Annotated in this window: 42 protein-coding genes and 1 pseudogene; 19 read left to right on the forward strand and 24 right to left on the reverse strand. The window is 58.4% G+C overall.

The genetic code is table 11. The features are described 5' to 3' along the window. Positions 1–60: 60 nt before the first annotated feature. Positions 61–930 (reverse strand): flagellar motor stator protein MotA, encoded by an 870-nt coding sequence (gene motA, locus HB376_RS02895; protein ID WP_213761933.1) that lies wholly within the window; start codon positions 928–930, stop codon positions 61–63. Between the two features lie 339 nt (positions 931–1,269). Between motA and HB376_RS02900 the strand changes: the two genes are divergently transcribed. Beyond that, positions 1,270–1,542 carry a hypothetical protein gene (locus HB376_RS02900; protein WP_158936157.1) on the forward strand — a complete coding sequence of 91 codons (273 nt, stop codon included), beginning with the start codon at positions 1,270–1,272 and terminating at the stop codon, positions 1,540–1,542. 81 nt (positions 1,543–1,623) lie between these two features. On the opposite strand, the gene HB376_RS02905 is transcribed toward HB376_RS02900, so the two are convergent. After that, on the reverse strand, positions 1,624–1,794 hold the full coding sequence (locus HB376_RS02905) for a hypothetical protein (protein WP_213762302.1): 171 nt from the start codon (positions 1,792–1,794) through the stop codon (positions 1,624–1,626). Positions 1,795–1,923: 129 nt separating this feature from the next. Next, the gene (locus tag HB376_RS02910; RefSeq protein WP_213761934.1) at positions 1,924–3,393 is read right to left on the reverse strand and encodes an MFS transporter; all 1,470 of its coding nucleotides are present in this window, start codon (positions 3,391–3,393) and stop codon (positions 1,924–1,926) included. Between the two features lie 382 nt (positions 3,394–3,775). Between HB376_RS02910 and HB376_RS02915 the strand changes: the two are divergent. Continuing rightward, positions 3,776–4,054 (forward strand): annotated as a pseudogene (locus HB376_RS02915) (response regulator); the annotation flags it as partial. A gap of 207 nt (positions 4,055–4,261) precedes the next feature. Here HB376_RS02915 and HB376_RS02920 read toward each other — a convergent pair. The 20 genes from HB376_RS02920 to HB376_RS03005 all read right to left on the reverse strand — a co-directional run bounded on the left by HB376_RS02920 (position 4,262) and on the right by HB376_RS03005 (position 17,083). Continuing rightward, positions 4,262–5,356, reverse strand: a complete 1,095-nt coding sequence (locus tag HB376_RS02920) for a tyrosine-type recombinase/integrase (protein WP_213761935.1) — start codon at positions 5,354–5,356, stop codon at positions 4,262–4,264. Continuing rightward, a complete protein-coding gene (locus HB376_RS02925) occupies positions 5,353–5,553 on the reverse strand; it encodes an excisionase (protein ID WP_213761936.1) in 201 nt (66 codons plus the stop codon). Before HB376_RS02925 ends, HB376_RS02920 begins: the two co-directional genes overlap by 4 nt. A 219-nt stretch (positions 5,554–5,772) precedes the next feature. Next, the gene (locus tag HB376_RS02930; protein ID WP_213761937.1) at positions 5,773–6,330 is read right to left on the reverse strand and encodes a hypothetical protein; all 558 of its coding nucleotides are present in this window, start codon (positions 6,328–6,330) and stop codon (positions 5,773–5,775) included. A 20-nt stretch (positions 6,331–6,350) separates the two neighbouring features. After that, positions 6,351–6,938, reverse strand: a complete 588-nt coding sequence (locus HB376_RS02935; RefSeq protein WP_213761938.1) for a hypothetical protein — start codon at positions 6,936–6,938, stop codon at positions 6,351–6,353. A gap of 400 nt (positions 6,939–7,338) precedes the next feature. Further along, positions 7,339–7,539 (reverse strand): hypothetical protein, encoded by a 201-nt coding sequence (locus HB376_RS02940; RefSeq protein WP_213761939.1) that lies wholly within the window; start codon positions 7,537–7,539, stop codon positions 7,339–7,341. Further along, the gene (locus tag HB376_RS02945) at positions 7,536–8,111 is read right to left on the reverse strand and encodes a hypothetical protein (protein WP_213761940.1); all 576 of its coding nucleotides are present in this window, start codon (positions 8,109–8,111) and stop codon (positions 7,536–7,538) included. The genes HB376_RS02940 and HB376_RS02945 overlap by 4 nt, the downstream gene beginning before the upstream one ends. Positions 8,112–8,299: 188 nt before the next feature. After that, complete coding sequence (locus tag HB376_RS02950; protein WP_213761941.1) at positions 8,300–8,659, reverse strand: hypothetical protein; 360 nt, start codon at positions 8,657–8,659, stop codon at positions 8,300–8,302. Between the two features lies 1 nt (position 8,660). After that, positions 8,661–9,389: a PRTRC system ThiF family protein gene (locus HB376_RS02955; protein ID WP_213761942.1), complete on the reverse strand. Its 729-nt coding sequence runs from the start codon at positions 9,387–9,389 to the stop codon at positions 8,661–8,663. Further along, positions 9,386–10,177 carry a PRTRC system protein A gene (locus HB376_RS02960; RefSeq protein WP_213761943.1) on the reverse strand — a complete coding sequence of 264 codons (792 nt, stop codon included), beginning with the start codon at positions 10,175–10,177 and terminating at the stop codon, positions 9,386–9,388. The genes HB376_RS02955 and HB376_RS02960 overlap by 4 nt, the downstream gene beginning before the upstream one ends. Before the next feature lie 4 nt (positions 10,178–10,181). Then, complete coding sequence (locus HB376_RS02965; RefSeq protein WP_213761944.1) at positions 10,182–10,895, reverse strand: PRTRC system protein B; 714 nt, start codon at positions 10,893–10,895, stop codon at positions 10,182–10,184. Next, complete coding sequence (locus HB376_RS02970; protein WP_255631156.1) at positions 10,892–11,935, reverse strand: PRTRC system protein F; 1,044 nt, start codon at positions 11,933–11,935, stop codon at positions 10,892–10,894. The genes HB376_RS02965 and HB376_RS02970 overlap by 4 nt, the downstream gene beginning before the upstream one ends. Continuing rightward, positions 11,932–12,114, reverse strand: coding sequence for a hypothetical protein (locus HB376_RS40735; protein WP_255631169.1), 183 nt, complete (start codon positions 12,112–12,114; stop codon positions 11,932–11,934). The genes HB376_RS02970 and HB376_RS40735 overlap by 4 nt, the downstream gene beginning before the upstream one ends. Continuing rightward, positions 12,111–12,323, reverse strand: coding sequence for a PRTRC system protein C (locus HB376_RS02975; RefSeq protein WP_213761946.1), 213 nt, complete (start codon positions 12,321–12,323; stop codon positions 12,111–12,113). Before HB376_RS02975 ends, HB376_RS40735 begins: the two co-directional genes overlap by 4 nt. A gap of 11 nt (positions 12,324–12,334) precedes the next feature. Further along, positions 12,335–12,862 (reverse strand): PRTRC system protein E, encoded by a 528-nt coding sequence (locus HB376_RS02980; RefSeq protein ID WP_213761947.1) that lies wholly within the window; start codon positions 12,860–12,862, stop codon positions 12,335–12,337. Between the two features lie 608 nt (positions 12,863–13,470). Further along, positions 13,471–13,596 (reverse strand): hypothetical protein, encoded by a 126-nt coding sequence (locus HB376_RS40740; RefSeq protein ID WP_255631132.1) that lies wholly within the window; start codon positions 13,594–13,596, stop codon positions 13,471–13,473. Beyond that, positions 13,593–13,745, reverse strand: a complete 153-nt coding sequence (locus HB376_RS02985) for a hypothetical protein (RefSeq protein ID WP_213761948.1) — start codon at positions 13,743–13,745, stop codon at positions 13,593–13,595. Before HB376_RS02985 ends, HB376_RS40740 begins: the two co-directional genes overlap by 4 nt. Then, a complete protein-coding gene (locus HB376_RS02990; protein ID WP_213761949.1) occupies positions 13,742–13,912 on the reverse strand; it encodes a hypothetical protein in 171 nt (56 codons plus the stop codon). The genes HB376_RS02985 and HB376_RS02990 overlap by 4 nt, the downstream gene beginning before the upstream one ends. Before the next feature lie 743 nt (positions 13,913–14,655). Continuing rightward, positions 14,656–14,901 carry a hypothetical protein gene (locus tag HB376_RS02995; RefSeq protein ID WP_213761950.1) on the reverse strand — a complete coding sequence of 82 codons (246 nt, stop codon included), beginning with the start codon at positions 14,899–14,901 and terminating at the stop codon, positions 14,656–14,658. A gap of 736 nt (positions 14,902–15,637) precedes the next feature. Beyond that, a complete protein-coding gene (locus tag HB376_RS40745; protein ID WP_255631133.1) occupies positions 15,638–16,246 on the reverse strand; it encodes a hypothetical protein in 609 nt (202 codons plus the stop codon). Between the two features lie 84 nt (positions 16,247–16,330). Next, on the reverse strand, positions 16,331–17,083 hold the full coding sequence (locus HB376_RS03005; RefSeq protein ID WP_213761951.1) for a S24/S26 family peptidase: 753 nt from the start codon (positions 17,081–17,083) through the stop codon (positions 16,331–16,333). Positions 17,084–17,153: 70 nt separating this feature from the next. Between HB376_RS03005 and HB376_RS03010 the strand changes: the two genes are divergently transcribed. Beyond that, positions 17,154–17,417, forward strand: coding sequence for a YdaS family helix-turn-helix protein (locus HB376_RS03010; RefSeq protein ID WP_213761952.1), 264 nt, complete (start codon positions 17,154–17,156; stop codon positions 17,415–17,417). Beyond that, a complete protein-coding gene (locus HB376_RS03015) occupies positions 17,417–17,782 on the forward strand; it encodes a hypothetical protein (protein WP_213761953.1) in 366 nt (121 codons plus the stop codon). Before HB376_RS03010 ends, HB376_RS03015 begins: the two co-directional genes overlap by 1 nt. A gap of 41 nt (positions 17,783–17,823) precedes the next feature. Here HB376_RS03015 and HB376_RS03020 read toward each other — a convergent pair whose 3' ends face one another. After that, positions 17,824–18,114 carry a hypothetical protein gene (locus HB376_RS03020; protein ID WP_213761954.1) on the reverse strand — a complete coding sequence of 97 codons (291 nt, stop codon included), beginning with the start codon at positions 18,112–18,114 and terminating at the stop codon, positions 17,824–17,826. Between the two features lie 89 nt (positions 18,115–18,203). Here HB376_RS03020 and HB376_RS03025 point away from each other — a divergent pair, with 89 nt between their 5' ends. The 15 genes from HB376_RS03025 (at position 18,204) to HB376_RS03090 (ending at position 24,455) form a co-directional block, all read left to right on the forward strand. Continuing rightward, positions 18,204–18,365 carry a hypothetical protein gene (locus HB376_RS03025; protein WP_213761955.1) on the forward strand — a complete coding sequence of 54 codons (162 nt, stop codon included), beginning with the start codon at positions 18,204–18,206 and terminating at the stop codon, positions 18,363–18,365. A gap of 172 nt (positions 18,366–18,537) precedes the next feature. After that, a complete protein-coding gene (locus HB376_RS03030) occupies positions 18,538–18,999 on the forward strand; it encodes a phage regulatory CII family protein (protein ID WP_213761956.1) in 462 nt (153 codons plus the stop codon). Next, complete coding sequence (locus tag HB376_RS03035) at positions 18,996–19,274, forward strand: hypothetical protein (protein WP_213761957.1); 279 nt, start codon at positions 18,996–18,998, stop codon at positions 19,272–19,274. The genes HB376_RS03030 and HB376_RS03035 overlap by 4 nt, the downstream gene beginning before the upstream one ends. Continuing rightward, the gene (locus HB376_RS03040; RefSeq protein WP_255631135.1) at positions 19,271–20,272 is read left to right on the forward strand and encodes a helix-turn-helix domain-containing protein; all 1,002 of its coding nucleotides are present in this window, start codon (positions 19,271–19,273) and stop codon (positions 20,270–20,272) included. The genes HB376_RS03035 and HB376_RS03040 overlap by 4 nt, the downstream gene beginning before the upstream one ends. 154 nt (positions 20,273–20,426) lie before the next feature. Continuing rightward, positions 20,427–20,690 (forward strand): helix-turn-helix domain-containing protein, encoded by a 264-nt coding sequence (locus HB376_RS03045; RefSeq protein WP_213761958.1) that lies wholly within the window; start codon positions 20,427–20,429, stop codon positions 20,688–20,690. Further along, a complete protein-coding gene (locus HB376_RS03050; RefSeq protein ID WP_213761959.1) occupies positions 20,687–20,881 on the forward strand; it encodes a hypothetical protein in 195 nt (64 codons plus the stop codon). The genes HB376_RS03045 and HB376_RS03050 overlap by 4 nt, the downstream gene beginning before the upstream one ends. Then, positions 20,878–21,441 (forward strand): DUF1064 domain-containing protein, encoded by a 564-nt coding sequence (locus tag HB376_RS03055; protein ID WP_213761960.1) that lies wholly within the window; start codon positions 20,878–20,880, stop codon positions 21,439–21,441. The genes HB376_RS03050 and HB376_RS03055 overlap by 4 nt, the downstream gene beginning before the upstream one ends. 2 nt (positions 21,442–21,443) lie before the next feature. Continuing rightward, positions 21,444–21,992 (forward strand): hypothetical protein, encoded by a 549-nt coding sequence (locus HB376_RS03060; RefSeq protein ID WP_213761961.1) that lies wholly within the window; start codon positions 21,444–21,446, stop codon positions 21,990–21,992. Then, positions 21,989–22,348, forward strand: a complete 360-nt coding sequence (locus HB376_RS03065) for a DUF4406 domain-containing protein (RefSeq protein ID WP_213761962.1) — start codon at positions 21,989–21,991, stop codon at positions 22,346–22,348. Before HB376_RS03060 ends, HB376_RS03065 begins: the two co-directional genes overlap by 4 nt. Before the next feature lie 56 nt (positions 22,349–22,404). Next, complete coding sequence (locus tag HB376_RS03070) at positions 22,405–22,779, forward strand: DUF1364 domain-containing protein (protein ID WP_255631157.1); 375 nt, start codon at positions 22,405–22,407, stop codon at positions 22,777–22,779. Then, positions 22,776–23,111 carry a hypothetical protein gene (locus HB376_RS03075; protein WP_213761963.1) on the forward strand — a complete coding sequence of 112 codons (336 nt, stop codon included), beginning with the start codon at positions 22,776–22,778 and terminating at the stop codon, positions 23,109–23,111. The genes HB376_RS03070 and HB376_RS03075 overlap by 4 nt, the downstream gene beginning before the upstream one ends. A 79-nt stretch (positions 23,112–23,190) precedes the next feature. Next, a complete protein-coding gene (locus HB376_RS03080; RefSeq protein WP_213762303.1) occupies positions 23,191–23,427 on the forward strand; it encodes a hypothetical protein in 237 nt (78 codons plus the stop codon). A gap of 26 nt (positions 23,428–23,453) precedes the next feature. Next, positions 23,454–23,681: a hypothetical protein gene (locus HB376_RS40750; RefSeq protein WP_255631136.1), complete on the forward strand. Its 228-nt coding sequence runs from the start codon at positions 23,454–23,456 to the stop codon at positions 23,679–23,681. Between the two features lie 27 nt (positions 23,682–23,708). Continuing rightward, the gene (locus tag HB376_RS40755) at positions 23,709–23,855 is read left to right on the forward strand and encodes a hypothetical protein (RefSeq protein ID WP_255631137.1); all 147 of its coding nucleotides are present in this window, start codon (positions 23,709–23,711) and stop codon (positions 23,853–23,855) included. A gap of 51 nt (positions 23,856–23,906) precedes the next feature. Continuing rightward, a complete protein-coding gene (locus tag HB376_RS03090) occupies positions 23,907–24,455 on the forward strand; it encodes a hypothetical protein (RefSeq protein ID WP_213761964.1) in 549 nt (182 codons plus the stop codon). Positions 24,456–24,620 lie beyond the last annotated feature (165 nt).

Below are 24,620 nucleotides of genomic sequence, written 5' to 3' on the forward strand. Positions count from 1 at the left end.
GAGCGAACCTCTTGGTGATCTGCGTGGTGCGGCTAATGTGCGCCGGGCAGGACAGGCTCGTCACGCCGACTTCGGTTGCTTGGTGGCGCGCACGGCGTCGTCGAGTTCCTTGAAGGTCGGACGATCCGCGGTGAACAGCACCTTGCGCCCGAACTCGACGGCAATCGCCGGTGCATAGCCGTTCATCGACGCGAGCAGCACGGACTTCACGCACTGGAACGGCTTGGCTTCGGCCTGTCCTTTTGCCGCCAGCAGATCGGCCAGCGGCCCAAAGAAACCATACGAGAGCAGGATGCCGAGGAACGTGCCGACCAGCGCGCCCGCGATCATTTCGCCGAGTATCGCGGGCGCGGCGCCCACTGAGCCCATGGTATGCACGACACCCATCACGGCCGCGACAATGCCGAACGCGGGCAGGCCGTCGGCCATCTTCTGGATTGCATCGGCTGCCAGCGATGTTTCCGCGTGATGCGTCTCGAGTTCTTCGTCCATCAGGTCCTGCATCTCGAGCGCGTTGATGTTGCCGCTCGACATCATGCGCAGGTAGTCGACAATGAATTCCAGCAGATTGTGATCGTTCAGCACGTGTTCGTACTTCTTGAACGTCGGACTGTTTTGCGGCGCTTCCACGTCGGCTTCGAGCGCCATCATGCCTTCCTTGCGCGCCTTCTGAAGCAGCTCGTACAGCAGCGCGATGAGCTGCACGTACTTTTCCTTCGAGTAGCCTCCCGCCTTGAACGCGCTGGGGAGGACCTTGAGGGTCTTCTTGAGCGTCGTAACCGGATTCGATACGACGAACGCACCCATTGCCCCGCCGAAGATGCACAACAACTCGAAGGGCTGGAACAGTGCGACCAGATGGCCGCCTACGCCTACAAAACTGCCGATCACCGACCCGATGACGACGACCCAGCCAATAACGACGAACATGCTCTCTCCGCTTGATTTTTTATGCTTCGTTTGAATGAAGCTGTCCTAGACCTTAACGGCAAGCGGGCCAGCAGATTTAGGGTAGAGCAGAGGTATCTTTTTCCTGATGTCGGAGGAGCACGGCAAAAAGGTCTGCCTGAGTAGCGATCGAAACAGCTTTGCCTAATCTTCAGATGATTGTGTTCGACGGACAACCAGGATCGCGGCGCGCCTTGGTTCATCGCCATTTTTTGAACCTGCGTCGCGCTGGATGCTCAATAGATAACAGGGACGAACAGGGTGCGGAACGTTTTATGCGTGCTTGGCCCGATACCCATTTACTACAGGCGAACCCTAGCGATGATTCAAACTTTCGAGCAAACCATCGACGGCAAGTCGGTGCAGTTCTGTGCAAGCATCGCAGACGGCGGCAGTCCGCAGCGCGTCATCATCAGCCGGGCGGATTCGGCGAAGTCATTGGTCATTGTCGAGGCGTCGGGGATCATTGGCGCGATCAAAGCCGAGGTCGAAGCGCCGGAAACGTTTGTCGCCGAAGCCGTGCGCAAGGCACAGCAGGAAGGGCTTATCGAGCGAGCGCTCGCATCGGGCGAAATCCTGACGACGACCCTTTAACTTGTATAGCATCGGCCAGAAAAAATACCCGCCTGCCTGAACGCAGGCGGGCATTTTTTTGGCTGTTCCGAGGCTGCAAAATCAAAGACGCGGCGTACCATTGTTCGGATCTGCAGGAACCACTGGCGTCGCGGAATCCGGACCATCGGGTGAGTCGGGATCGTCCGGGGGCGGTGGTGAATCGGGGTCGAGCAGTTCGTCGGGATCGGGTTCGATCGGCAAGTAGGTCGGGTCCGGCGGCGGCGTGGACATGTCCAGTTCCTCATTAGCGGCCTGCGGACCGCGCGTTGCACGACAAGTGCATAAAGAAGCATATGCCACACCAGACGCAACGAGCGTTCCCGGCGTGGTTCATTCGCCCATAGCGTGCCGGCATCATGCTCAGTGGCGAGTTCCCGTGCCGCATTTAACCGATACCGTCTCAGGCGCCTTATCGTCCTTATTGCCCTTGGCCCGTTTGCTCTCGACCACCCGCCGCGCGAGGACTGCAGCGAATAAAAGCAACGCCACCGATACCCCCGCCGACACCCTTACCCCCATCACGATCTGCGCGCTTTCCGCCATAACGGAATGACTCGCCAGCGCGCCGAATGCGGCTACGCCTATTGCGCCAGCCGCTTGCCGCGCCGTGTTCAGCACCGCCGACGCCGTGCCCGCCCGATCGGGCGCAACCGTGCCCAATACGGCGGTTGTCATCGCGGGGACGGCGAGCCCCATGCCCGTCGGTATCAGCAAGAAGGGCAACAGCAATGCAACCACGGGCGTAGACGCATTGACGAAAAGGAGCGCGGCAAAACCAGTTGCATCGATCAATGCGCCAACGATCATCGGCAAGCGCGAGCCGAAGCGCGCGACAACCACGCCACTCGCAAGGTTCGACAACAGGAACCCCCCGGTGAGCGGCAGGAACGCGAGCCCGGCTTCCAAAGGCGTATGGCCAAGCACGCGCTGCAGGTACAGGCTCAGCACGAACACCATGCCGTAATACGTGAGGTTCACGCAGATGCCAAACATTGTGGCCGAATTAAACGTCGGGTCCCGAAACAGCGCAGGCGGCAGCATGGGCGCTGACGCGCGCCGCTCGACCAGCACAAGTCCCACGGCCGCGAGAAGCGCCACGGCAATGCCGCCGATCACCAGCGGGTGCGTCAGCCCCAACGGCCGGAGCTCGATCATCGCGCCGACGAAGGCGGTCAGCGCAACGGTCGCGAGCACTTGCCCGGGCAAATCGATACCGCGCGCTTGCTGCTCGGGCTTTTTATCGGCGATCCATACGTAGGTCGCCGCGATGCCTGCCGCGCATAACGGCACGTTGACCCAGAAAATGCTGCGCCAGCCGAACGCGGCGATCAACAGGCCGCCCACGATCGGCCCGGCGGCAATCGCCACTGCGCCCGCTGCCGTCCACAAGCCCACGGCACGCGCCCGCAGGCCGCCGTCGTGACCGCAAGCCTGGTTGAGCAGCACCAGGGAGTTGGGCAGCATCGCGGCCGCGCCTATGCCCTGCAATGCGCGTGCAGCGACCAGTTGGGTCGCGTCCGTTGCAAAGCCGCAAGCGGCGGAAGCCACCCCGAACAGCATCAGGCCCGCGACGAACAAGCGTCGTGCGCCGAAACGGTCGCCGAGCACGCCTGCCGAGAGCATCAGCGCGGCGAAGGCGAGCGCGTAGGCGTCGACGGTCCACTGCAGGCCCGCCACGCCCGCGTGCAGGTCGCCTCCGATGCTCGCAAGCGCCACATTGACGATGGTGACATCGAGTTGAGAGACCACGAAACCCATGCTGGCCGTGGTGACGATCAGCGCCTGGCGTGTGCTCAGCCCGGTGCGCGAGGAGATATGGTTCGAGTTCATGGAGACCAGCTTATCGACCCGGAGCGTCCGACGTTTCCGTGATTCGTGAAATATGCATGCACGACTTTTCGGGAGCCGTGCGCGCCCTTGTGCGCCCGCTTAAAACACCTGAAATGGCTTCCGGGCAACACTTGTTCGAAAGTGTCTGACGCCGTTACGTGTCGGCACAAACAGTGACTTCGCGAGACATATTGAAAGCATTTGTGACGATCCGGCGACCGAGATTAAGAGTTTTCCGATGGATCAACCCGGTACCGCTCTGCAGAATTCGCGCGTCTAAAGCGGTCTCGTGGAGCCTCATGAGGCCCTCTTTGGTGTCTTCAATAACGTTATTTCAGTACGTCCCGAAGTCACCGTTTGCAGGTTCACGGGTCTCGCTATCATGCGCATCGCAATTCTTCAATCCGATCCACAGCACCGCTTCGTCGTCGGCGGAATCATCGAACGGCTCAACCATGTCTGCATTCCGTTCAGCGACGGTTTGTCGATGTCGAAAGCGCTGTCCCGTTCCACGGTCGACATGCTGATCCTCGACTGGCATTCCAGCGGCTTGTCCGGGCTCGACCTCCTGAAGTCGATGCGCTCGGGCATCGGCGAGCGTGTGCCGGTCATGTTCGTCTCGGCGGATGGCGGCGAGAGCAACGTGGTGCGTGCGCTGACCGCGGGCGCCGACGACTTCGTCACTCATCCCGTGCGTTCCGCCGAGTTCGGGGCACGCGTACAAGCGCTGCTGCGGCGGGCGTATCCGGCGAACACTGCCGCCATCACGGAACTGGGCCCGTATCGCTTCGGTATGAGCCAAGTCATGAGCGCCTTATTTGACGGGCCTCCGCGAGCGCGTTCAAAGTTGATCCAAAATTATTCCAAATCAATGTGTGCCGGTTTTCACCTCGATCCACTGTTGGCCTCGCACGTCGGTGTAGAGTTCGGTCATCGCGGCAGTGCTGTGTCCAAGGATCGCTTGTGCGAAGTCGGCGCCGTTTTGCTCTTTGTGCAGGCGCGCGGAGAGAGATCGAATCTCGTGGAACGATGTTGGCTCCAATCCTTCCGGAGGCACGTATTCCGAAGCGGCTCGCGCGCGTCGCAGCGCATTCCCGATTGATTTTTGGGAAACTTGCGCGCCACGCTTTGTCTGGAAACCTTCGATCGAAAAATGGACGAGATACTGGCTGGCGGCGCGATCGCGGCAGCGCGCGACGATCGTCCCGAGCGTGGTGCCGTTCAGCATCACGCTTAACGGAATCTTTAGGCGTTTGCCGCCTTTCTTCTGCTCGACCCACAGGAAGCCGTCGCGAGCGTCATCGAAGCGCATCTTCTGAACATCACTGATTCGCTGGCCGGTGATAAGCGCAAGCATCATGGCGTTTTGCAGCGGTGTTTCAGCATGCTTTAGGAACAAAGCAAAGTCTGCCTCGGTCATCCGTGCGCGTTTCACTCGAGTCTTAGGCTTGAGTACTGAGGCAACTGGATTCTGTCCAACTTTGATCAGGCCATGCTGAATAGCATCGCGGAACACATCCTCCAGGCGCCGCCGCATGACCTTCGCGCTCCACGGTCCACGTTCCTTCACGGCAGCCTTTATCATGTCGGCCGCGTCCTTTGGCGTGAATTGATCAAGTGCCTTCTCAGATCTCTCATCAGCGCGTATAGCGTTCAGCGAAGACTTCATGGCGTTCAGTGTGTTTTTCTTGCCTTCCGACGCGTAGTCTTTCTCATAGTCGCTACAGAATGACCGCAGTGTTTTTTTGCTCTCGCTAGTCGCGGCGACCAGGTCACGATCTTCACGCCGACGCGCCATTTCTAGATTCGCCAGCTTTACTTGACGCTTCGCCTTCTCCAACTCGTAGCCTAGGCCTACCGTCTTTCCGTTTTCTGGGTTGCGAAACCAGAAATACCCCTTGGTGTTCTGGTAGAGGTTCGTCGGCCAACTACGGCGCGCGGCCTGTCGTCTACGTGCGTTCAAAGCATCCTCTCAAGCAAGTCGGCGGTCGCGTCGATATATTCGGCGCTCGGCTCGACAAAGTATGTGCGTCCGACCTTCTTTGGATGCGGACGGATGCGGCCGTCATGGATCCAGCGAAGCAGGGTGTTGGCGTGCGGCCTATACTTTTCGCCGAAGACCTCGACGGCCCACTCAGATACCGGTATCAATCGCGCCATGCTTCCTTCCAAGGTGAGTTGCTGTGATGCGCAATAGCGCGTCCGCGTCTATATGCTGCTTCAATCTTTTTGCTCTCGGCACCAATCGCAGTCGCGCGCCGGCGTGACGCCATGCGGACAGGGTTTATGCGCGTCTTCGTATGCGCGCTCTGGTTCGTCCCAGCTATCTTCATCAGGTGCCATTGAATTCCCCGTTGCCCCGCTAGTAGCGGGAGTTACTCAGCCTAGCCGTTTAAATTCGATGACCCATACCGACGGGTCAGTGTCCCAGCCATAGCCGCGTGCGGCGTTGAGGCGGTCCCACAACGAGCGATACCAATCGAGCGGCCAAGTGGCATCCTCCGGACAGCCTTCGGCCCATGCATCGTCCTCGCTGATGTCCTGCAGCCGCTCGACGCGCACGCCGGTAACTTCCAGGAGGATGCGCGACACCCAGCGCGGCATATGAATCGACGGACGCCACACCGGCTGCTTTGCCTCGTACGGGCGCAGGCCGTCTGCGGCGTACACCAAGGTGCCGTGTTCGCGGGCCTCCTCGACGTCCAGATCGTCAGGTTTCAGATAAGGACCACGCTGAACCCGGTAGTCGTCGCAATACCAGGTCTCCCGCACCCACAGGTTCTGTCCTTCGCTGTATGGGCAGCAAGCGGCCTTTGGGCCTAACGCCCGAGCGTCGACAATGCCGGCTGTTTTGATAACGCGCCGCGTTTGCGTCTTGCTGCCGTCGAGCAACGCGCGCACCATGGCGCCGCTGAATAAAATCGGGCCCTCTTTCATCTCCGCTCCCTCTGCTGTGGTCACTTCAGTTCTTTCTCGGCCTCGGCCAGAGCGGCATTTAGCTCCGTCATGGCATCGTGCGATCCGCCCTTGTCGGGATGGGCAGAACTAGCGAGCCGCCTGTATGCAGCCCGAACAATCTCCATGTTCCGCTCACCGGCATGGAGTCCAAGCGCCTCGCGCCACGTGCGTTTGGCCTCGGGTGACGGCAACGCCGTGAATCCTGTGAACGCCGCCTTCATCATGTCGCCGGTTCCCCACCGAGCAATCCCGCGCAGCGCGTCGATTGTCTTCACGATGGCCTGCATGTTGTGCTCGACCCAATCCCATCGATCGCACGCGAAGCTCATCGACTGGCCGTCATAGCTGAAATACACGGCAACGCCTTCGTCCTCGATCTTCTTGTAAGTCGCGTAGGGCAAGCCGTCCTGGCGCAGCGGGATATTCGTCGAGATGACCAGGTTACGGCCACCGAGCCGGCGCACCTCGGCAATCAGTTCATCACGTGCCAAGGCGAACGAGGTTTCGAACTTCGCGCGTGCCCGGCGGTAATGCTCGGTCCGCTTGCGGCCGGTCGGCCAATGCAGCGGGTATGCGGTGATAGTCATATCGGTTTCATTCTCCCTTCCCAACTTGTAAGAGGAGCTTGCACGTTCCCGCTTCGTTGATGCGCAATAGCATCTATGTGCTGCGTCATGCTAGGATTACCCCACGAGCGAGGGTGGAATGCAGACAGAATTTCGCATTGGATCTCATAAGTACGTGTGCAGCGCTGTGCCGCTGATCCGCGGACGTTGGCGGGCTAGCATCACTCACACTGACCATTCAGTAGTGCCGCCTAAAGAAACCCGATTCGAGATCGCTGTAGTTCATCAAAACGAAGACCAGGCAGTTGCCCACGCAGAAACGATCGCTACCGGTATGGCAAGAAAGCACATCGGATAGGTTCAAGAAGCTCGCCGAAAACTGTCATCCAAGACGCTGTCGAGTCGAACGAAGTCTCAAACTTCATAGTTCCCTCGCAAAGCTAGCGTGACGATCTACTTCATTCCAACCACCACAACGGCATCTGTATTGCTCGCCTCGCGGGGTGCCGTCGTCTTCGCCGTCCTCGACGCCGATGATGTTCTTGCGGTGGCCGCACTTGATAACCCAGTCGCCACCGTCCTTGCTGAACCGCTTTGCGACGTGAAATTCATCGAGGGTCATTTTGGATCTCCGCCCATAGACGATGCAAGGAGGGCATCAAGCGCAACGTCTAACTTTTCGCCGCCATCTACGAACGCATTGTGCAAATCCGCCTCAGGACCAAAATCACCGAAACCCGCGCGAATCAGCCTATATCTCGCCGCACATCGCTGATCATCCGTCAGCACGTTCGCGGCGGGACTGGCAGGGGCGGCGTCTTTCTCCGCTGCGATATAACCAGCCGTGTAACCAGCGTGCCATTCGTCGGTATTGGCTACTGGCGCGCTTCCAGTGGTCGGAGCGGTGGAGATCCAACGGATTTCCTCACGGACGTTGGAGAGCATCTCCTGTTCGGCCGCATCGAGATCGGCATTGGTTACGCAATCCGACATTTCGCCGTTATACGGACGCCGGAACCGTTCGATGACGTTTCGATAGATATTGAAGGCATCTACGACGCCGGCGAGATTCCCATACTTCTTTTCGTGCGCTTCACGCATTTTCTTAGCGTACGGATGCTCGTTTTCAGGCGGCTTGCGCCATCCCGGAAGCTCGCCTGCCGCTTGGTCCGAGATCGGTGAGGGGGTGGTCATTTCGTTACTCCTGTTCGAGTTATCTGTCCGTCGCCAACGCGCAGCGTCACCACTAGACCGGATCGGGCTGCAACCAGGCTCATGACCGTTTCAAACACGGCGTGCTCAAGCTGTGCGCTCGGTTTTGCGGATGAGCAATACGCATCTATCGCGCGGTGAGCGGCGCGGCCTAGTGGATCGGCGGTCATTTACAAAAGCTCCATTTGTTCGAACGGCATGCCGGGCCAGAAGAACCAGCCTTTGATTGCGTTCTCGCGCCATGGGATAACCTGAAAATTGTGCGGCGCATGCAAACCGCAAACGATCTTTCCGTCAAGCGGCACGATGTGATCGACGACATGCAACACCCCCGTTTCGCGCGTAAGGCGCTTTGCTTCGCGATAGAACGGGCGAATATCAGCCAAGCGCACCCACGGCGGCATCGCACGCCGCTCACGCATGCGCCGGCGGCGCCCGGCCGTCTTGCCGGAAACAATCAGCGGAGCGCGGCGCTTTACAGGCACGAACAACGGTCCGGCGTGGTGGCCGCCGATCAGATCGAGTGGCATCTCAGTTATCCACAGGCAACGGCCGGACGTGCCCAGTCTTCAGGTTGACGAATGCGCCGCACCAGCTGAGACGGCCGTGCCGGAAAAACTCCCACAGGATCCCGAGCGCCGGCGTCACGATCGCCTGATTGATGAAGAGTTCTTGCCGCTCGAGCGCTTCGGCCAGCCCGCAACTCGGCGTGTCATCTTCCGGGATCGTCGTATCGATCAATTCGGGCAGCACCGCATAAGGCCAACGCAGCGGCGTACTGCCATCCTCGACGGTCGACTTGTTATGCCCGAATATCACCTGGCCATCGCTCGCCCGATTTCCCAGATCCATCACATACCCGGCCGCGCGAGAAAGGGCCGGCTCAAGCTTTGCCCGAGCAGCTGCGCTGTCGACACACATAATTGCGATGCCCGGGCCCACGTGAATCACCTCTTGCAAGCTGGCCGGAATTGGACGCGCATGCCAGTCGAGTCCGAAGAAGGCATTCAACCGGTGCACAAGTACGACGCTCTTGTACTGGCCAACATCGGCCGGGCTGAACATCTGGCGGCCGATGTTCGCCTCGCTGACCGTGTCGCCGTCGAAAGCCGTCACGTGCAAGCCGGGATGCCCGAGCGCCGTAAGCGCGTGATTGAGCCGCGCCAAACCAGTGAGCATCTGCGAGCCATTGCCGCCGCACCCGATCAGCGCGATGTTCACGCGCCGGTCGAGGAAATGCGCGGGCGTTATGTGCGTCATGCCGGCTCCGGAACCTTGAAGACTGCGGCCGCAGGCACTTTCAACGGAATGAACATGCCGAGCACGCAAAGGCGGAACGCGACGCTTGGCGTGCCATCGGCATCGAGGCCGCCGAGCACCGCGGAGATCTTCACTTCGCCGGCGTCGTCCGTGTCGTCCTGCAGGCTGAAGTACGCCATTCCAGCGCCGTGACTGTGAATGTCGATCGCAAGCGACTCATTCGGCGCAAGCACTGGCCGATCGAACGTGATCGCGCCCGGTGTCGCTTCCGACACGTGAAGCGCCTTGTACGCAAGCTCTTGTTTGTCGTGGTCCCATACGATCCACGCTGCGTGCTCGTTCGGCAGCGCACTGCGCGCTTCCTCGGCGAATGCCTGGACGAAGGGGAGCGCGACGCCGAGTCGGCCGAAAGCCAGTTCGATCTTCGGCTCGATGTCGCCATACGGTGGCCGCGGGCTTGTTCCGGCATGAGCAGACAAGCGCTGGATTACGTGCAGCCATGGACGCCGCACCTCGACAAAGACGCCTTCGGCCGTCATCAAAAAGCGATGGCCTACTTCGAGAAGCGGCGCGAACTTGGCGTGCTTTGGCACGGCAACGGTCGGAGCGCTGTCGAACAACGCGATGTCGAGCGGCAGGGATTCGTCATCCTCGGCGGCTGCGATCGCTCGCGGCTTTGCGCGCGCCAGCTCGTCGGCGACGCCAGACGAAAATTGCTCGAGCGCAGTTGCGATGTCCCGCAACCCGGCTTGCGTGGCGTTCTGAAATGAAGCGAGTAGCTTGTCCATCGTGTCAGTCCTCATTGGTGCTGGAGCCGATCGCTTTCGCGAGGGTTTGTTTCGCGTCGATCATGCGGTCAAGTGGGAATTCGGCGCCGTCGAGCAAATCCAGCCACAGACGTTCAGCGCCCCCGCGCCTGTGGATAAGTCGGTCGTTGTTCGTGTGAGTGAAGCGACTGCGAAAGAACGCGTCTTCGTATGGCTTGATGCTGTCCGTATTGATTGCGTCAGGCGTTTGCACGTTGCCCACGCAGATCTCGCCACCTTCCCAAACGTTGTAATACGGCGCCGTGTAGAGCTTTGTTGCCGGGCCAGGTCGCGTGTTATCGCGTAATGCGAACACGGACCAGCTCGTGCGATTGACGATGAACACGAGCGGCGGGTGGGCGGCGTCGCCGGCACGTTCGCCGATCTTGTCCTTGCTGTTGAACCACACGCGGCGCGTGCATGCGGGCACCCACCAAGCGAGCTGGTTCGGCGCGAGATACACAACTCGGTCGTGGATAAATCCGCGATAACTCGTTTTCCGGGCCGCAAGGTCGGCGATGTCCGCCAGCTGGTCGAGCGTGATCGGCACGCCGGCCAGCAGCGTCGGCTTGCCGTCGACCACGCGCGCGCTATGTTGAGTCGCGTAAATGAGGTGTGTGCCCTGCGCACGGTAGAAAAGGAGCGCGCTATCCAGTGCGAGCTCAACATCGTTTTCGTGGGCAATCGAGACGGTGCTCATACCCGCACCTGCACGCGAGCCTGCGGCGATTGGAATTCATCCCTGTCGAAAATCGAAAGGACGTGCTCGACCGCCTTTGCGAGCAGCGCCGTTGATTCCATGCGCTTCAACCAATCGGCAATGTCGGCGCCGACGATCTTCAGCGGAGTAACTGAAGACGCGATCACGTATTCGCCTTCCGACGCTTGGTGCAAATAGTCATCGACAACGCGACCGACGATGTCGTCTCCACTCCATCGGACGATCAGGCCGAAATCAATTAGGTCAGCGCCAACGTCTTCCGACCGCACGTCGGCGAACGGGCCATAGAACCGGGCGATGTTCCAAACCGTGTCCATCGCGTCGACCACTTCGCGGGCGAACGGATCACGGCCGGCAGCGAGTACGATTTGACGGCGGGTAAGTACACGCCGTGGTGCCGCCGCCCATTCAGGCATGCCGTCGAAAAACTGCGCGCGGGTAAAAAAGTCGTTCGTTTCGAGTAGCTCTTCGACGCTGTCGTATCCATTCAATTCGGCCGCTTGCGCCATCGCCTCGCGTTCGTCCGATTCACCGTACCAGTACATGTATTCCGCGAGGCTCAAGGTGAAGCCTGGAGTGCAAACGGAGGGCAGCATGCCAAATGCGTCCTGAAGCGTCGCGAGCACCGTTTGACCAAGGCCAGCACGGATAGCTTCCAGCTTTTCCATACCGCGCCCGATCAGGATTTCTCGACATGACACCGGGCCGTTTGCCGTCTGAATCAGCGCCCAAAGGTGTTCTTCTCTGTGCTGCGGGAAACCGTGCTCCGGTGCCTGCTCGATCCGCAGGTGCCAATCGAAGAGGTTCATCCCTTCAGTGATCCGCTCCCACCTACGCGAAAGTGCCGTCTGTATCAGCGCGATTTCAGACTTCGGCCTTTGGCGAACGTCGCTCTCGGTGATGACGCCCGAGTCGAGCATCGAAAGCGCGAGCGGATGCGAAAACGATTCGGCCGACCGGATCGTATAAACAGCGGGCACATCAGCGAGTGACGGCAGCGCGAGAGCAGAAAAGGTCATGGCAACACCGGCATATGAGAAACAGGTAACTGCAGACGCACGCCGGCGGCACGCTTCGTCGCCACTACATGGAGCTTCTCCGCAACGCGATCGTTCACCAGGTGCATATCGACGCAATGGGTCGTCGAAGGTGAGAGCGGGCCGCGTTCGAGCTCGGCGCGAATCTGATCGAGTGTCACAGCGCCGTTCCTTTAGTTCCAACGGCCCGGCGGAACGTGTACACGTTCTTGTTGCCGACGACATCGGGACCTTCAATTTCGGCGTTGACGATTTCCGGATACGTATTGCCGTAGAAATCGCGAACCTGCTGAAGGGAGAAACCCGGCGACGGATCGGTGAGCTTCGCGCCGTTGTAGCGAAACTCGCGAGCGAGTGTTTCGGTTTTCACGGTGTGGGTCCTTAGAGAAGGTCGACGCCGTCGTCTTCGGCGGCGGGCTGCGCGTTGCTGGAATCCTGCTCACTGGTTACTGCAGGCGTTTCGGACGTGGCGGGCTCGGCGTCGGCATCGATCCCGGGAATTTGGGTTTGACGCGGATCGACCGGCAGTTCGTCGGCAGCGCTAGCGTTGCCGCTCGAATCAGTCGGCGCCGGCGTTTCGGTGGCACGCTTGGGGCCGCGCTTGCCCTTCGGCGCAGGAGCAGGAAGTGCAGTGGGCGTCGACGCGTTTCCATTTGCGGCGCTAGCGGCGCGCGCCTGGTCGAGCACAGACAACGTGCTCGGTTCATAAATCTCGACTGCCGCTGCAAAGTCGCGGTCCAACTCGTCGGGCTTGGCGAGGATGGAAAGCGGGTAGAGCGTTTTTTCGCCCTTGGCGTCGTCATTGGCGCGCGGGGTTACGTTCACGCGCAATTGATCGCCTTCAGCAGTGATCAAAAGCGTGAGCGTTGTCTTTTGCGCCAGCGGGTAAAGTGATGCGAACAGGGACATGGTCACCTCGTGTTGTGCTGCGTTGAATCAGGCCGCAAGGCCGTCATAATTGCGATCGGCGAAATCAGCATCGCCGGGGTATCGATCAGACCCATCGGCGCGATGCCAGCAAAACAAGCTGCCGCGACGATGCATGAAGTGGTAGCCTGCGCATGTGCATCCCATAGCGCGCGTATCGCGCTTCATCATCCATGCGTCAATGCGAAAGCTGGAAGAACCGCAGTCATGGCATCGCGGTGGCCGGGTATGTTCTTCGGGCTTCAGCCGCAGCACCTTTCGCTTTTCGCACTTGCGGCATCGACAGTGATAACGCGACACAGCAAAGTCCTCAGTGGTTAGCGCGATGTGCGGCGCGCGTGTTGTTTGTTGCCGTCTCTCCGAGCTGTCACGCCTAGATCCACCGCGGCGTTCCGTGCAGGGGCGTTCTTTCAGTGCGAAACAGGCCACTGGATGTTGCGTTCCGCTGCTTTGATACGCTTCAATTCTTCACGCTCGTTGATCGCACCGCCGCGAACTAGCCAGCACGCCACAACGCAAAACAGAAGCAGGAGAGCACTAAGGACTGCTATCAGGTTTGTGTGCATGGTGAGCCTTTGCGGGAGATTGATTTATGCGCAGCGAGTTACAGAGCAGCGCTCGAATTTCGCCTTCTGATAATCCTGCTCGGCGGACATCGCGCACCAGACGGCGAGCGCGATCAGTGCCAGCGCCCAAGCTTTCAGGTATGCCTTCATTTCCAGATCGCTCCGGCCGGGATGGCAACGCACAGGAACCAGACGACGCCCACGCAAACGAAGAGGCCATAAGCACCTGCCTTCGTCAGCTTTGCGTGAACGCGGTCGCACGAGTGGAGCAGGGCGTTATCGCAGGAAGCGCGGTTCATGCTGCACCCGCCGCAACAAAGACTTCTAAACGCTCGTTAGCGCGCGTCGTGCCTTCGCCGGCGACGCCGTCACGCTCGTTCAGCAGCGCCCATTCGATTTTTTGCTCTGCCGACATCAGGCTAAGCGCGTTGCTGATAATTCGATGCGCCGCCCGAAGCTCGGTCACTGCGTCCCTCTCGGCCATCATTCATCCCCTTGATTCGAATCTCGCCGTGTTCGGTGAGTGCATGGGATGAATATTAGCGAACACTAAACTACAAGTAAAGTAAAAACTAAACCAGCATCCATCTAATTTGTAACATCAGCAACCGCAGGATCTAAGGAGGATTCGGGACGTAAAAAAGCCCGCAGGGAAGCGGGCAAAGGAGGAGACCAACGATGAAAAACCCGCAGTGAACAGCGGGCGCAGTCATTATGCTGCACCCATTTAAATAGTGCAGGAAGCCGACGGCTCGCAGTCTCGCGCACCAATCACCCAGCCGCGAGCAGGCCGAGGCAAGTAACAGCGAGGAGCAACAAGGTGATCCCGATCACGATGTCATATGAGCGCATACCTGTAACCAAACGTAACCGAATTAGAGCGATCATAGGCTCAATCGGCCATAACGAAAGTCAGTAACTGCAAAATGTTAAGCGAAAAAAAGCCTGCACGAAGCAGGCTTAACGTTCAGCAAAGTCTTTGAATTCACGACCTGGTGCGCTCGGTACTATTTTTTATTGGCCGGCGCATTACCCTCGGAAGGCAAGCAAATAGTAAGCATCGCGGAGCTTCGCGCATACACCTACTTGCACCTATTCAGGATTCGCGTAAAGGCGCCGTTATCCGCCGAACAAGAAAAGCCCGCAGGGTCACGGGAGACGGCGGTTACAGACCAAAAGGCCGAGTAGTGCGCTCAAAGTCCTCGTCAATTAGACGAATCTGCTATCGTTTCCGGCCTGCGCGAACGCGCACGTCTGGTCGAAGCGATCAAGAATCGCGAGCACGGCATGCGCTCGTTGCAGTTGGGATGGGGAGAGGTGATTCAAGCCCATTAGCAAGAAAATGCGCTCGCGCCAATAATTTGATGTCAGCACCGGATTGGTCTCTATCTCCGGGAGCCACGTGCCGAGGATTGCCTCGATATGGGCCAGCTCGTCGTCAACAAGGTTGTCCATGGAATTCCCCGGCGTTTGTTGCTTTTGTATGTTTATTATGTTTAGAAAATCAACAGAAACACAATAGGGACTTGTGCCTTATGGGGCGAACGGTAAGCCTGCTGCAACGGCTGACCGCGGACAATCAATAGGCGAAAAAAAGCCCGCACAAGGCGGGCCAAGTTGGACACTGCGCCGCGCTGAGACGCGGCATCAACATTATGCATGTACAGCCCTTGTCCACGAGACCAGACAATAAAAGCCCCGCTCAGGGCGGGGCTTTTCGGGGGCGCGGTGTTAGACATTGATATGTCGCCGTCACGCATAAAGGAGGCCATCAACAGTCGCCGATGTAAGGCTGCCGCGATGTACGATCCAAATGTCACGTCAGGGACCTCTGTCCTTGGTTGGCAGCGTCCAAATCAACACCCCTACGGCCACAATCGCTAACAAAACGGCTGCTGATCCTGCAACCACCAAGACGTTGAATATCGAGTCTCGTCGAGCTTCGGCATCCAACGCGTTTAGAAGTGGGCTATCGCTCTTCTCTACCGAGCGCTCGCTAGTCGTGCGCTTACTACGTCTCATGCTTCGCCGCCGCTGCGATCTAGGAGCGCTCCTGCGCCCCGTGGTGGGTCTCGGCTCGAGACTTAGATCGCTATTATTCCGCGAGGCATGCGACTCACTTCACCCTCTGTCCCACTTCAGAAAGTAGTACCGGCGTTTTCGATCGCTTTCGACATCGCGAAGAGTTGCATTAATTGCTCGTCGCCATTGGCTTTGTCGGATCGGTGTCGGTCATGTTGAAGCTATTGCACAGGGCATCATTAGAGCCCCATACCGTACCGGCCTTCACTCGGTCGTTTGATTCTTGGCAGGACATCCAATCGCTCCGTTTGCCTAGTAGATATTCAAGCCTCGCGAAGAATACCTCGTAAATTGCAGTTCCTTGGATCGGCATTACTCCGCCTGGGAGTGTAGTCGCGCTTGCTCCGCCCCCGCCTGTAGGCATGCCAAACACGGGGGAGGCGGCGGAGCCGACTGTTGCTTGTACGCGAGTGGCCCCGTTCGCCGGTGATGCCTTAACGATCCAGTAGTCGGTCCCGAATGATGCGGCGAAGACCAGGTAGATAGACCAGCTACGGTTGGCAATCACTGAATCATCGGTCCAACTGATCGCGAAGTCGTTTCCATCGGCGAGCCTAAACAGTTTCTCCGAGGCGGAAAAGACCTGATCTGGCGAAATGTCAGCGTAGTCGCGCCGGGTAGTTGATAAGAATTCATCGCGCGACATTGGCGGGTGGGCCACGCCACAGCCTGATATAGAGGCGACGGCCAGTACGAGTGAGATAATTTTTGTTTTCATAGGTTACTTTTGCTGTCGAACAGGCACTAATTGGGCGCGCCTCGTTCGAGGCCCCGAGCTGGGCTTCTGGCCCGAAATCCAACCCTAAAGCCTGTTGTCGTTCCACACGGCGCGGCCGGCAATCATTGTTCTGTCATCGGGCGGCAATACTTTGTCGGGATGCGCAATCTTGTCAGGGTTGTCGCTGCGCATGATCCAGGCTTGAGCCCCAATCGATGGGTGATAGTCGCGCACTAGTCGCTTTAATACCAACCCGTCATCGGGCTTGCAAATCAAGTACACCTTTCCGTCGAGCGGCGTCGTGTCTGCCGTATTTACAAGCACGACACATCCATCCTGAATGGTGGGCGCCATGCTGCCGCCAGCGGCATAGATGATCCGCGCGGAGTGTTCGGGGACGCCAAAGTCACGCAGGCTTGATCGTTTGAATGCCAATCCGCCCTTTACTACGACGTGATCTTGGAAGCGACCCTCGCCGCATGCTGCGGCCATATCAAGTTGGGGCACGAACGCGAACTCGTCTTCTGTTGGGTTAGGTAGTTCTCTTTCCACAAGCTTACGAATATCGCTGGATTTTGAAGCAAAAGAAAGCGATTGTTTTGTATCTGTAATCGTCGGATTGACATTCGCAGCGCTTTCTGCCGCGTCGCCGTCACGGAAGGGTCTGTCTAAATACCCTTCTCCCATTCCATAGTCTTTCTCCAGCCGGCGAGCTGCCTTTTCGCCAAACGATGCGCCGCCCAAAAGCTGCGAAAAGTAGCTTTTCTCTTTTTGCGGAATAGCGTGGGTCTCGGTCCATATCCTCAGCCGAGCCCGGCGGATTTCATTGCTCTTCATACCGGAAGTTTAGACGACTCTAAATTAGTATTCACTTGACCGTGGGTTTAGTTGAAACTAAACTGTGGGAATGAACCTCAAGACCTACATCAACTCCGGAAAGCGCGGCACTGCCAAGGACCTTGCGAAGCGGTTAGGAGTTTCGCCATCCTATCTTTCGCAGATGGCGTCTGGTCTTGCGCCCATTTCACCAGAAAGGGCGGTGCGACTCGAAGAAGAGACGCACGGCGCCGTCGCGCGGCGCGACACCTTCCCGGACAACTGGCGCCGCATTTGGCCCGAGATCGCCGGTCCCGAAGGTTGCTTGGCATCTCGCGCAACGGAGGCAGCGTAATGGCACCCAAGAATTTATACGCGCGGTTTGTCCGCTGGTCTATGGCGCTGGCCAAACAAGCGCGCAGCGCCACAGGCACGCGCGAGATCGATGCCACCGATCTTTCCTCGGTCGCCAGCGGAATGTGCCTTGCGACAGTTCGCCGGGATGGTTCAGCCATCAGGCCGCAGGCCGTTCCCCGCACTGAAGTCGAATCTAACAAGGTGGTCATCACGTTTCCTGCGGATTGCGTGCTGGTGGATGAGTCTGTACCAGGCGGACAAAAGCGGTGGGCGCTCCATCTTCGACCCGCCGATACGGATGGCCTCCAGCTGGGGAAGTTAATGGATGCCATCGACGCGCAGTTAGCGAAAAAAAATTCGTGAAAGACGGAGCAATCTGAGCCGCACCCTTCGCGCGAGGTATCTCACCTCCCCGAACGGATGGATCGGACGAGATTCGAAGAAATGCCGATGATCGATTCGATAGATCTTTCGAAAGCAACGGATAGCTTGGCTTGAATAAGGGTCGTTTCTGGGGAGTCCCATCCGATTGACTCAATTGCAGATTGAAAATTAATAAGGAGTTCGGTTTTTTGGGCTTCTAGTGAGTCGTCGATCGCGCCGCTGTTGCAATGGGCGATTGCAAGTGCTAGTGCGCTGACATGCTTCACCGCAGCCGCCTCGGCCGCTATTTGGATTTGTTTGTCATCGTTCATGGGGTCTCCGGTTCAAAGTTGTTTCATGGTGTGGGAGCCTGATTCTGCCAGAGGCTTGAGACCCCGCCCAATTACTGAAAGGAGCGCGCGTGCTTACTGCGACTGAGTTGAAAGAGATACGCGCTGTGTTGTGCGAGATGGCGGCCCGAGGCTGCATCGGCGCGCAAATGGATCGAGCCAAGAAGGATTTGATTGACCAGTTTCTTGCGTTGAGAGCGGCGACAGCGAAGCCAGCAGCAACAGCGAAGTAATCGACGAAGGTCCTTCGGCCGGGTTCACCCGATCTTCTGAAGGACTACTAAGTCGCCGCCCGTGCGGTCCGAGGTTCCCGTTTTTCATTTTTGTTTTACCCCGTGTTGTTTTTGTTGTTGATGCCACTTTAGCGGCGCCAACCGTACGAAGAAACATTCGATTGAGGTCACTTTGAACACAGCCGACGCAGCACACGCAGTAGCGCACGACTATCCCCACGGTGGAACTGACGCACTGGCTTCACGCATGGGTCTTTCCTCGGGCGCTCTGTTGCGCAACAAGGTGAACCTGAATCGTTCACCCGATAACCGCAACGTCTTGACGCTGGCAGAAGCCGTGAAGATGACCAGTCTGACTGGCGACGATCGAATCCTTGAGGCTTGGGCGCAGGAACGCGGCTACGCCCTCATTGAGATTCCGACTGCCGACCACTGCTCGGATAGCGCCGTGCTTGAGTTGATGGCAAAAACATGGGAGACCAACGGCGACATCGGCAAGGAGGTGAATCGCACGTTCGAAGACAACATCGTCCAGCAGCACGAAGTCACGCGAATCAAAGATCGAGTGTTCACCCACATCCGCGCTCTGTTTGGTCTGGTCGGGCGCATCGAAGGCATGACGGAGCACAAATGAGAGCAGCCCAAACCCAAATCGATGCGTACCACGCTATGCCTGGTCGCCAGTTGAGCGCGCAGAAGCAAATGGTCCTCGACCTGTTCATGGCGCACACCACGATGCTCACGCGTCGCGACATTGCCGACCGCACGAACATGGCGATGTCGAGTGTGTGCGGCCGCGTGCGCGAGCTGCTCGACGCCGAGATGCTCGCGGTGCGCGGCAAGCGTGAATGCATCGAAACCGGCGTGATGGTTGAGACGGTCGGCCTGCCGCTCGAGGTGACGGCTTGAGCGTCAAGTTAATGACTGCGGTGTTCGACCGGTATCCCGAGGGCGGCGGCGAGATGTTGGTTGCGCTGAAGTTGGCTGACCATGCCGACGATGATGGCTCCCACATCTATCCGTCGATCAAATATATCGCTGAGAAAACGCGCCAGTCACCGCGCGCGGTTCAGTACCAGATTCGCCGCATGGAGAAGACCGGCTTCCTCATTCTGGTTGCTCACGCTGGCGGCGGTCGTGGCAAAGCGCGCGAGTATCGGATCAGCCCGGCATGGATAAACGGTGCAGAACTTGCACCCATTTCCGATGGTTCAAAGGGTGCAGAAAATGCACCCAATGGAAAGGGCGCAATTCCAGCAGGAAAGGGTGCAACTGACGACGGAAAGGGTGCAAACCAGAGCGCTAAAGGGTGCAATAGCTTTGCACCCGAATCATCAGGAACCACCACTGAATCATCAAGGAACCATCAACCTGCGCGGCGTGCGCCGCGAGTTGCGTTGCATGCCGAGCTTTTGAACCTTGAACTTCCCGAAACCATTCCCTTCGACGTTTGGGACATGTGGTGCGAACACCGCGAAGCGAAAGCGAAAGACGGTGATGCGCCATGGACACGACCGGCCGCAAAGGTTTCGATTAAGCGTCTTGTGAGGCTTTTTGCGGACGGCCAAAGTCCCGAAGCCACGATCGAAGAGGCGGTGCTTCGTGGCTGGACCGGCTTGTTCCCGGTAAAGGTTCAGACCGTCGGCACGCCGGGCGCCGCATCAGCTCCGGATAACTGGTGGAAGACGGAAAGCGGTTATCTGGCGCGTGGCCAGCAACTCGGCATCGATCGCTCGAAATTCAAGTTCTTTGAGCAGTTCAAAGCGAAGGTGTGCAAGGCGTCCGGCCCAGGCGAATGGATGGAAGATCTGTTGCGCACGGTGAGCCGCGAAAGCGAGGAGCGGTACGAGGCCATGTACGCGTATTTCAACGACATCCCGCGCGATAAGCCTGCGGAGGCCGCATGAACACCTGCCGCACATGTCAGCACGCCAACACGAAACCCGGCCACACCGCGATTTACAGCCGCGGCTTTCGCAACTGTGCGCACTTGCCGACGTACCAGTACGTCTCGGGAAGCGCCGAGTGCCGTCTCAATCCGCCGAAATGGGAACAGAAGCAATGAAAACATTCACGGAAGTGGCATGGACTAAGGCGCTCAAGCCGTCCCCAAAGTTGCTGCTGCTGATCTTGGCGCGCCGGTCTGAGGATACGAACGGCGTGTGCTCGGTGTCCGCGCCCGATCTTGCCGCCGAGCTGGGCACTACGCTCATGACGGTGTACGCGGGAGTTGCCACACTCGAGGAAAAGAACCTTGTGACTGTGCATCGTAGCGAGCACGCGGCGCCGAACAGCTATTGCCTGCGTTTGGAGACGTGGGCATGAGCGCGATCAATAACACGAAGGCGAACGAGCACGACATCGCAATCGAGTGCAGCAAGGTGCGGAAATGCGGCTGGAAGGGCATGCACTCGGATTTGGTTGGTGTGCAGCACAAAACGCTGAAAAACGCGCGACAACTCGTCTGCCCTGATTGCGGCTGTGACTCGTATTACAAGCGAGAGCCGAAGGCATGAGCAAGCGCACTGCATGGCCCATGGTGGTTCCGGCCGGAACAAAAAACGTCGGAACGGCAACGGTTCATGACGAATCGCCACTGCGCATGACGACAGCGCAGCGCCTCATTTACGAGATGAATGGAAACCCGCCGCAATCGAGCGCGCTGGATGATCCGACCGATCCATTCGACCCGTCACTGATCCGGCGTCACCCGGTCGCGCTGGCCGCGAAGAAGCCGGCGAAGTACCGCAACACGAAGTGCGAGCACGACGGCATCAAGTTCGACAGCCAGAAAGAGCGATCGCGCTGGTTTCACCTGATCCAGCAGCAGGCGGCCGGGATCATCCGCGATCTGCAATTGCAAGTTGCTTTCGTTCTGACCGAGCGTCGCCAGCGCGACGACGGCACATGGGAGCGTGCATCGAAATATGTCGCTGATTTCGTCTACATCGTCGTCGCCACGGGCAAGCAGGTTGTCGAGGACGTGAAGTCGGTTGCCACTCGGAAAAACCGCACGTACATCCAGAAGCGAAAGCTGATGCTGGAAAAGCACGGCATCACGGTAAAGGAGATATAGAAGTGCGCCGCTATTCGGAAGAGGAAAAGCAGATTGTTCGCGAGATTTGGGCGTCACCCGTCCTGTTGAAGCAGCAGATGGACAGGTTGCCAGGCCGTTCACCGTGGAGCGTGCAACGACAAGCGGGGCTGCTCGAACTGGGCCCGAAGAACCATTCCGAGTCGCCGCTTTACGAGCGCATTTGCGTGCTGATGGACGATAAGAAGGCGCGGACCGTGAAAGAGATCGCCGGAGTGCTGTTTGCTAGCCAGTCGCGGACCAACAAGCTTTTGCGAAAGGCCTGCGATTCAGGCGAATTCCATATTGCTATGTATCGGCCGAGGCCGGTCAACGGCACGCCGACGGCGGCTTTCAGGAAGGGAAAAGGCCGGAACGCAAGGCTTGCACCTGCGATGACGCTTGCAGAGCGCGCGCTGAAATTCCGCAGGCAAGTGGACCCTGTTGAGTATGCGTTCAAGCGCAGGAAATACGCGCTCAATCGAAAGATCAAGCTCGGCCGGGTTCGACCGGACGCGCTGTCTAACGCGTTGTTCGGGAGAGCGTCGGCATGAAGCTTTATCTCGCCGGCCCGATGACGGGCTATCCGGAATTCAACTTTCCTGCGTTTGCCGCAGAGTCGGCTCGCCTGCGTACGCTTGGATTCGAGGTTGTCAATCCCGCCGAGCTCAACTCAGGCAGCGATGGCGACTGGCTCGCCTGCATGCGCGTCGACATCAAGGCACTCGTAGATTGCGATGGTGTCGCGCTGCTGCCTGGCTGGGAGAAATCGCGCGGTGCGCCGATTGAGCAAGGTCTCGCTCGGGATCTCGGATTGTGCGTGCACACGTCGGCGCACATCATCGACTTGATCGCGGGCATGGTAGTGCTGTCGGATAAAGCGCTGGTTGAACTGTTGGCGGCAGCATGACGTTCGCTCGCAAACCTGGCTCGCCATTCAGTAGCTTCGCCACTCCGAAGGCGCGCATGAAGCGCACGGAGATGAAGAAGCGCGCGAAGCGTAAGCCGACGGTCGCGGAAGGCTTGAAGTACATCGATGCGTGCCGCGGCGAGGAGTGCTATCTCCGCGTGCCCGGCGTATGCGTCAGTCGTGGTTGGTCGCACGACACGGTTGTCGATTGCCATTCGAACCAATCGCGTCATGGCAAAGCTGGCGGTCGCAGAGCAGACAACATTTATACGGTGCCTGGTTGCGGCCCGTGCCACGCGTGGATCGATCAGAACCGCGTCGGCACGCCGAGGCAGGTGAAGTTCGATGTGTGGGACGCAGCTTATGAGGAATGGCGTTTCGTACGCGCCAAGAAGATGGGAATGGTCGAGGAGGTCGAATGCACGGAATGAAATTAGAGGTCAGCGTAGTGCTGCCGAGTCCTGTCTATAGGTCGCGCTCGCGGTTCCTGTGGAGCCTCAAGCAAAGCGGCCGCCAGGCAATGTTTCAGATCACGCCGTCGAAGCTAATCGGTCCGGTCCGCTATCCGGGACGTAATCAGCCTGCCGAGATTTGGGCCGTTGCGCAGCTGCCCGACCGGTACATCGATTTCGCGCCGGCGCTTACCAAGTTGGATGACGGCAATTATCGTTTTCGCGTTGTCGTGAACCACAACCGGACCACACTGCGCCCGATTCTGGATAGCGGCGCGCTCGAAACCGGATCAATGGAGGTGGTGCTGTGAGTTTCGATGCGCTGTATTACGCGCTTGGCATTCGCTCGCGGGATTGGAGCAAGCCGTTGCCAGTCGAGGCGCCGAAGCAATGAGCGCTTTCGTCTATATCCAGATCACCGACATTCCCCGGCCGCTGACCGATACCGCGGCGCGGCGCATCGACGGCGACACGCACGCCGCGCTGATCGCATTCATCGGTTGTCCGCTGGTGGGCGTCGAGAGCGCCGACGAAGTCGAGTTTCCATTCCCGCGCGCAATTGAGATCCGCGAATCGCTCGTCTCGTGGCTCGTGCATTGGGGAATTTGTTTTCGGGTGGTTATGTGACAGACGCGATTAAAACTGGAGTGAGCATGTCGAACGACGAAAGCACGCAAATTGAAGAGATTCTCTCAACCTGGTACGAGTGGCAGTCTGGATACACGGTCAACCTTGGCGCTGGTCGGGTTGACCCAGCGTGCCGCAACTTCGATGAAAGCGACCGATACGCGACCATTGAGGAGCGTACGCACGAAGCGGAGCGCAAGGCGCAGCGCAAGCAAGCCGAGATCGTCGATTTGTGCGTGGACACGCTCACGTGAAAGCAGCGAGCTGCGATCCAGACGCACATGAAGAACAAATTCTGCGGCGGCGACGTTTGGAAAAACATGCGTCTGACGCTTGAAGAAGTGCATGTGCTGTATCAGTCGGCAAAGGAAACGTTGCTTCCTGTATTGCGCAAACGCGGAATGATCAAGTTAACCGAAGTTATTTAAGTGCCGTGTTTTTTGGCCGTTAACGTGTTGACCACAACGTCGGAGACCATCATGAACGTGCCTACTGATCGAATCGAGCCATTTGCGTTTTTTCTAAATCAAATTGGCCTCTGTGCTGACGCCGAAGATTTGTATTTCATGGCGTTAATGGGTGCGCTATCTGTGCCAGATATATGCGGCGCCCTTGAATCGCAAGATGGGAAAGCAACGGGCGCGAAATATATGGCTTGGTTCGATATTTGGGTGGCGCCGAAGTACTTTGTCGGATCGGGTGTTGACCGAGTCCCTTCGCTCACTGGTCGACAGTGCTACGGTCTCCGATGTGCCGCATTGCACCAAGGAAGACTTGAGAATGATCGGCCGGGAGACGTGCGCGTCATTTTCCGCGAGCCGGGAAACGGCGTAGTGATGCACAACAATCTGTTGAACGACTATCTAAACATCGATGTTCGGGAGTTCACTCACGATGTAATTGGAGGTGCGTTGGATTGGTTTCAAACTGTACGCAACGAAGAGATTTTCCAGCGTAACTTTGAACAGTCAATGCAGCGCTATCCAAACGGATACGGACCGATTCAAGGAGTGCCCGTCATCGCGTGAACGAAACCAGCTTGAGACCAGCATCAGTCAGTAAAAAGAAGTTGTAAACAGCGGCGAATGTCGCTATATTGACGAGGTCGGGCGCGAGGTGCGCCCAAAGAAAGCCCACCGGTTTGCGCCGCGTGGGCTTTTTGCATTCTCACGTCGAACGGCGCACAAGCGCAC

This window comes from Caballeronia sp. dw_19 (assembly GCF_018449515.1).
Lineage (GTDB): Bacteria > Pseudomonadota > Gammaproteobacteria > Burkholderiales > Burkholderiaceae > Caballeronia.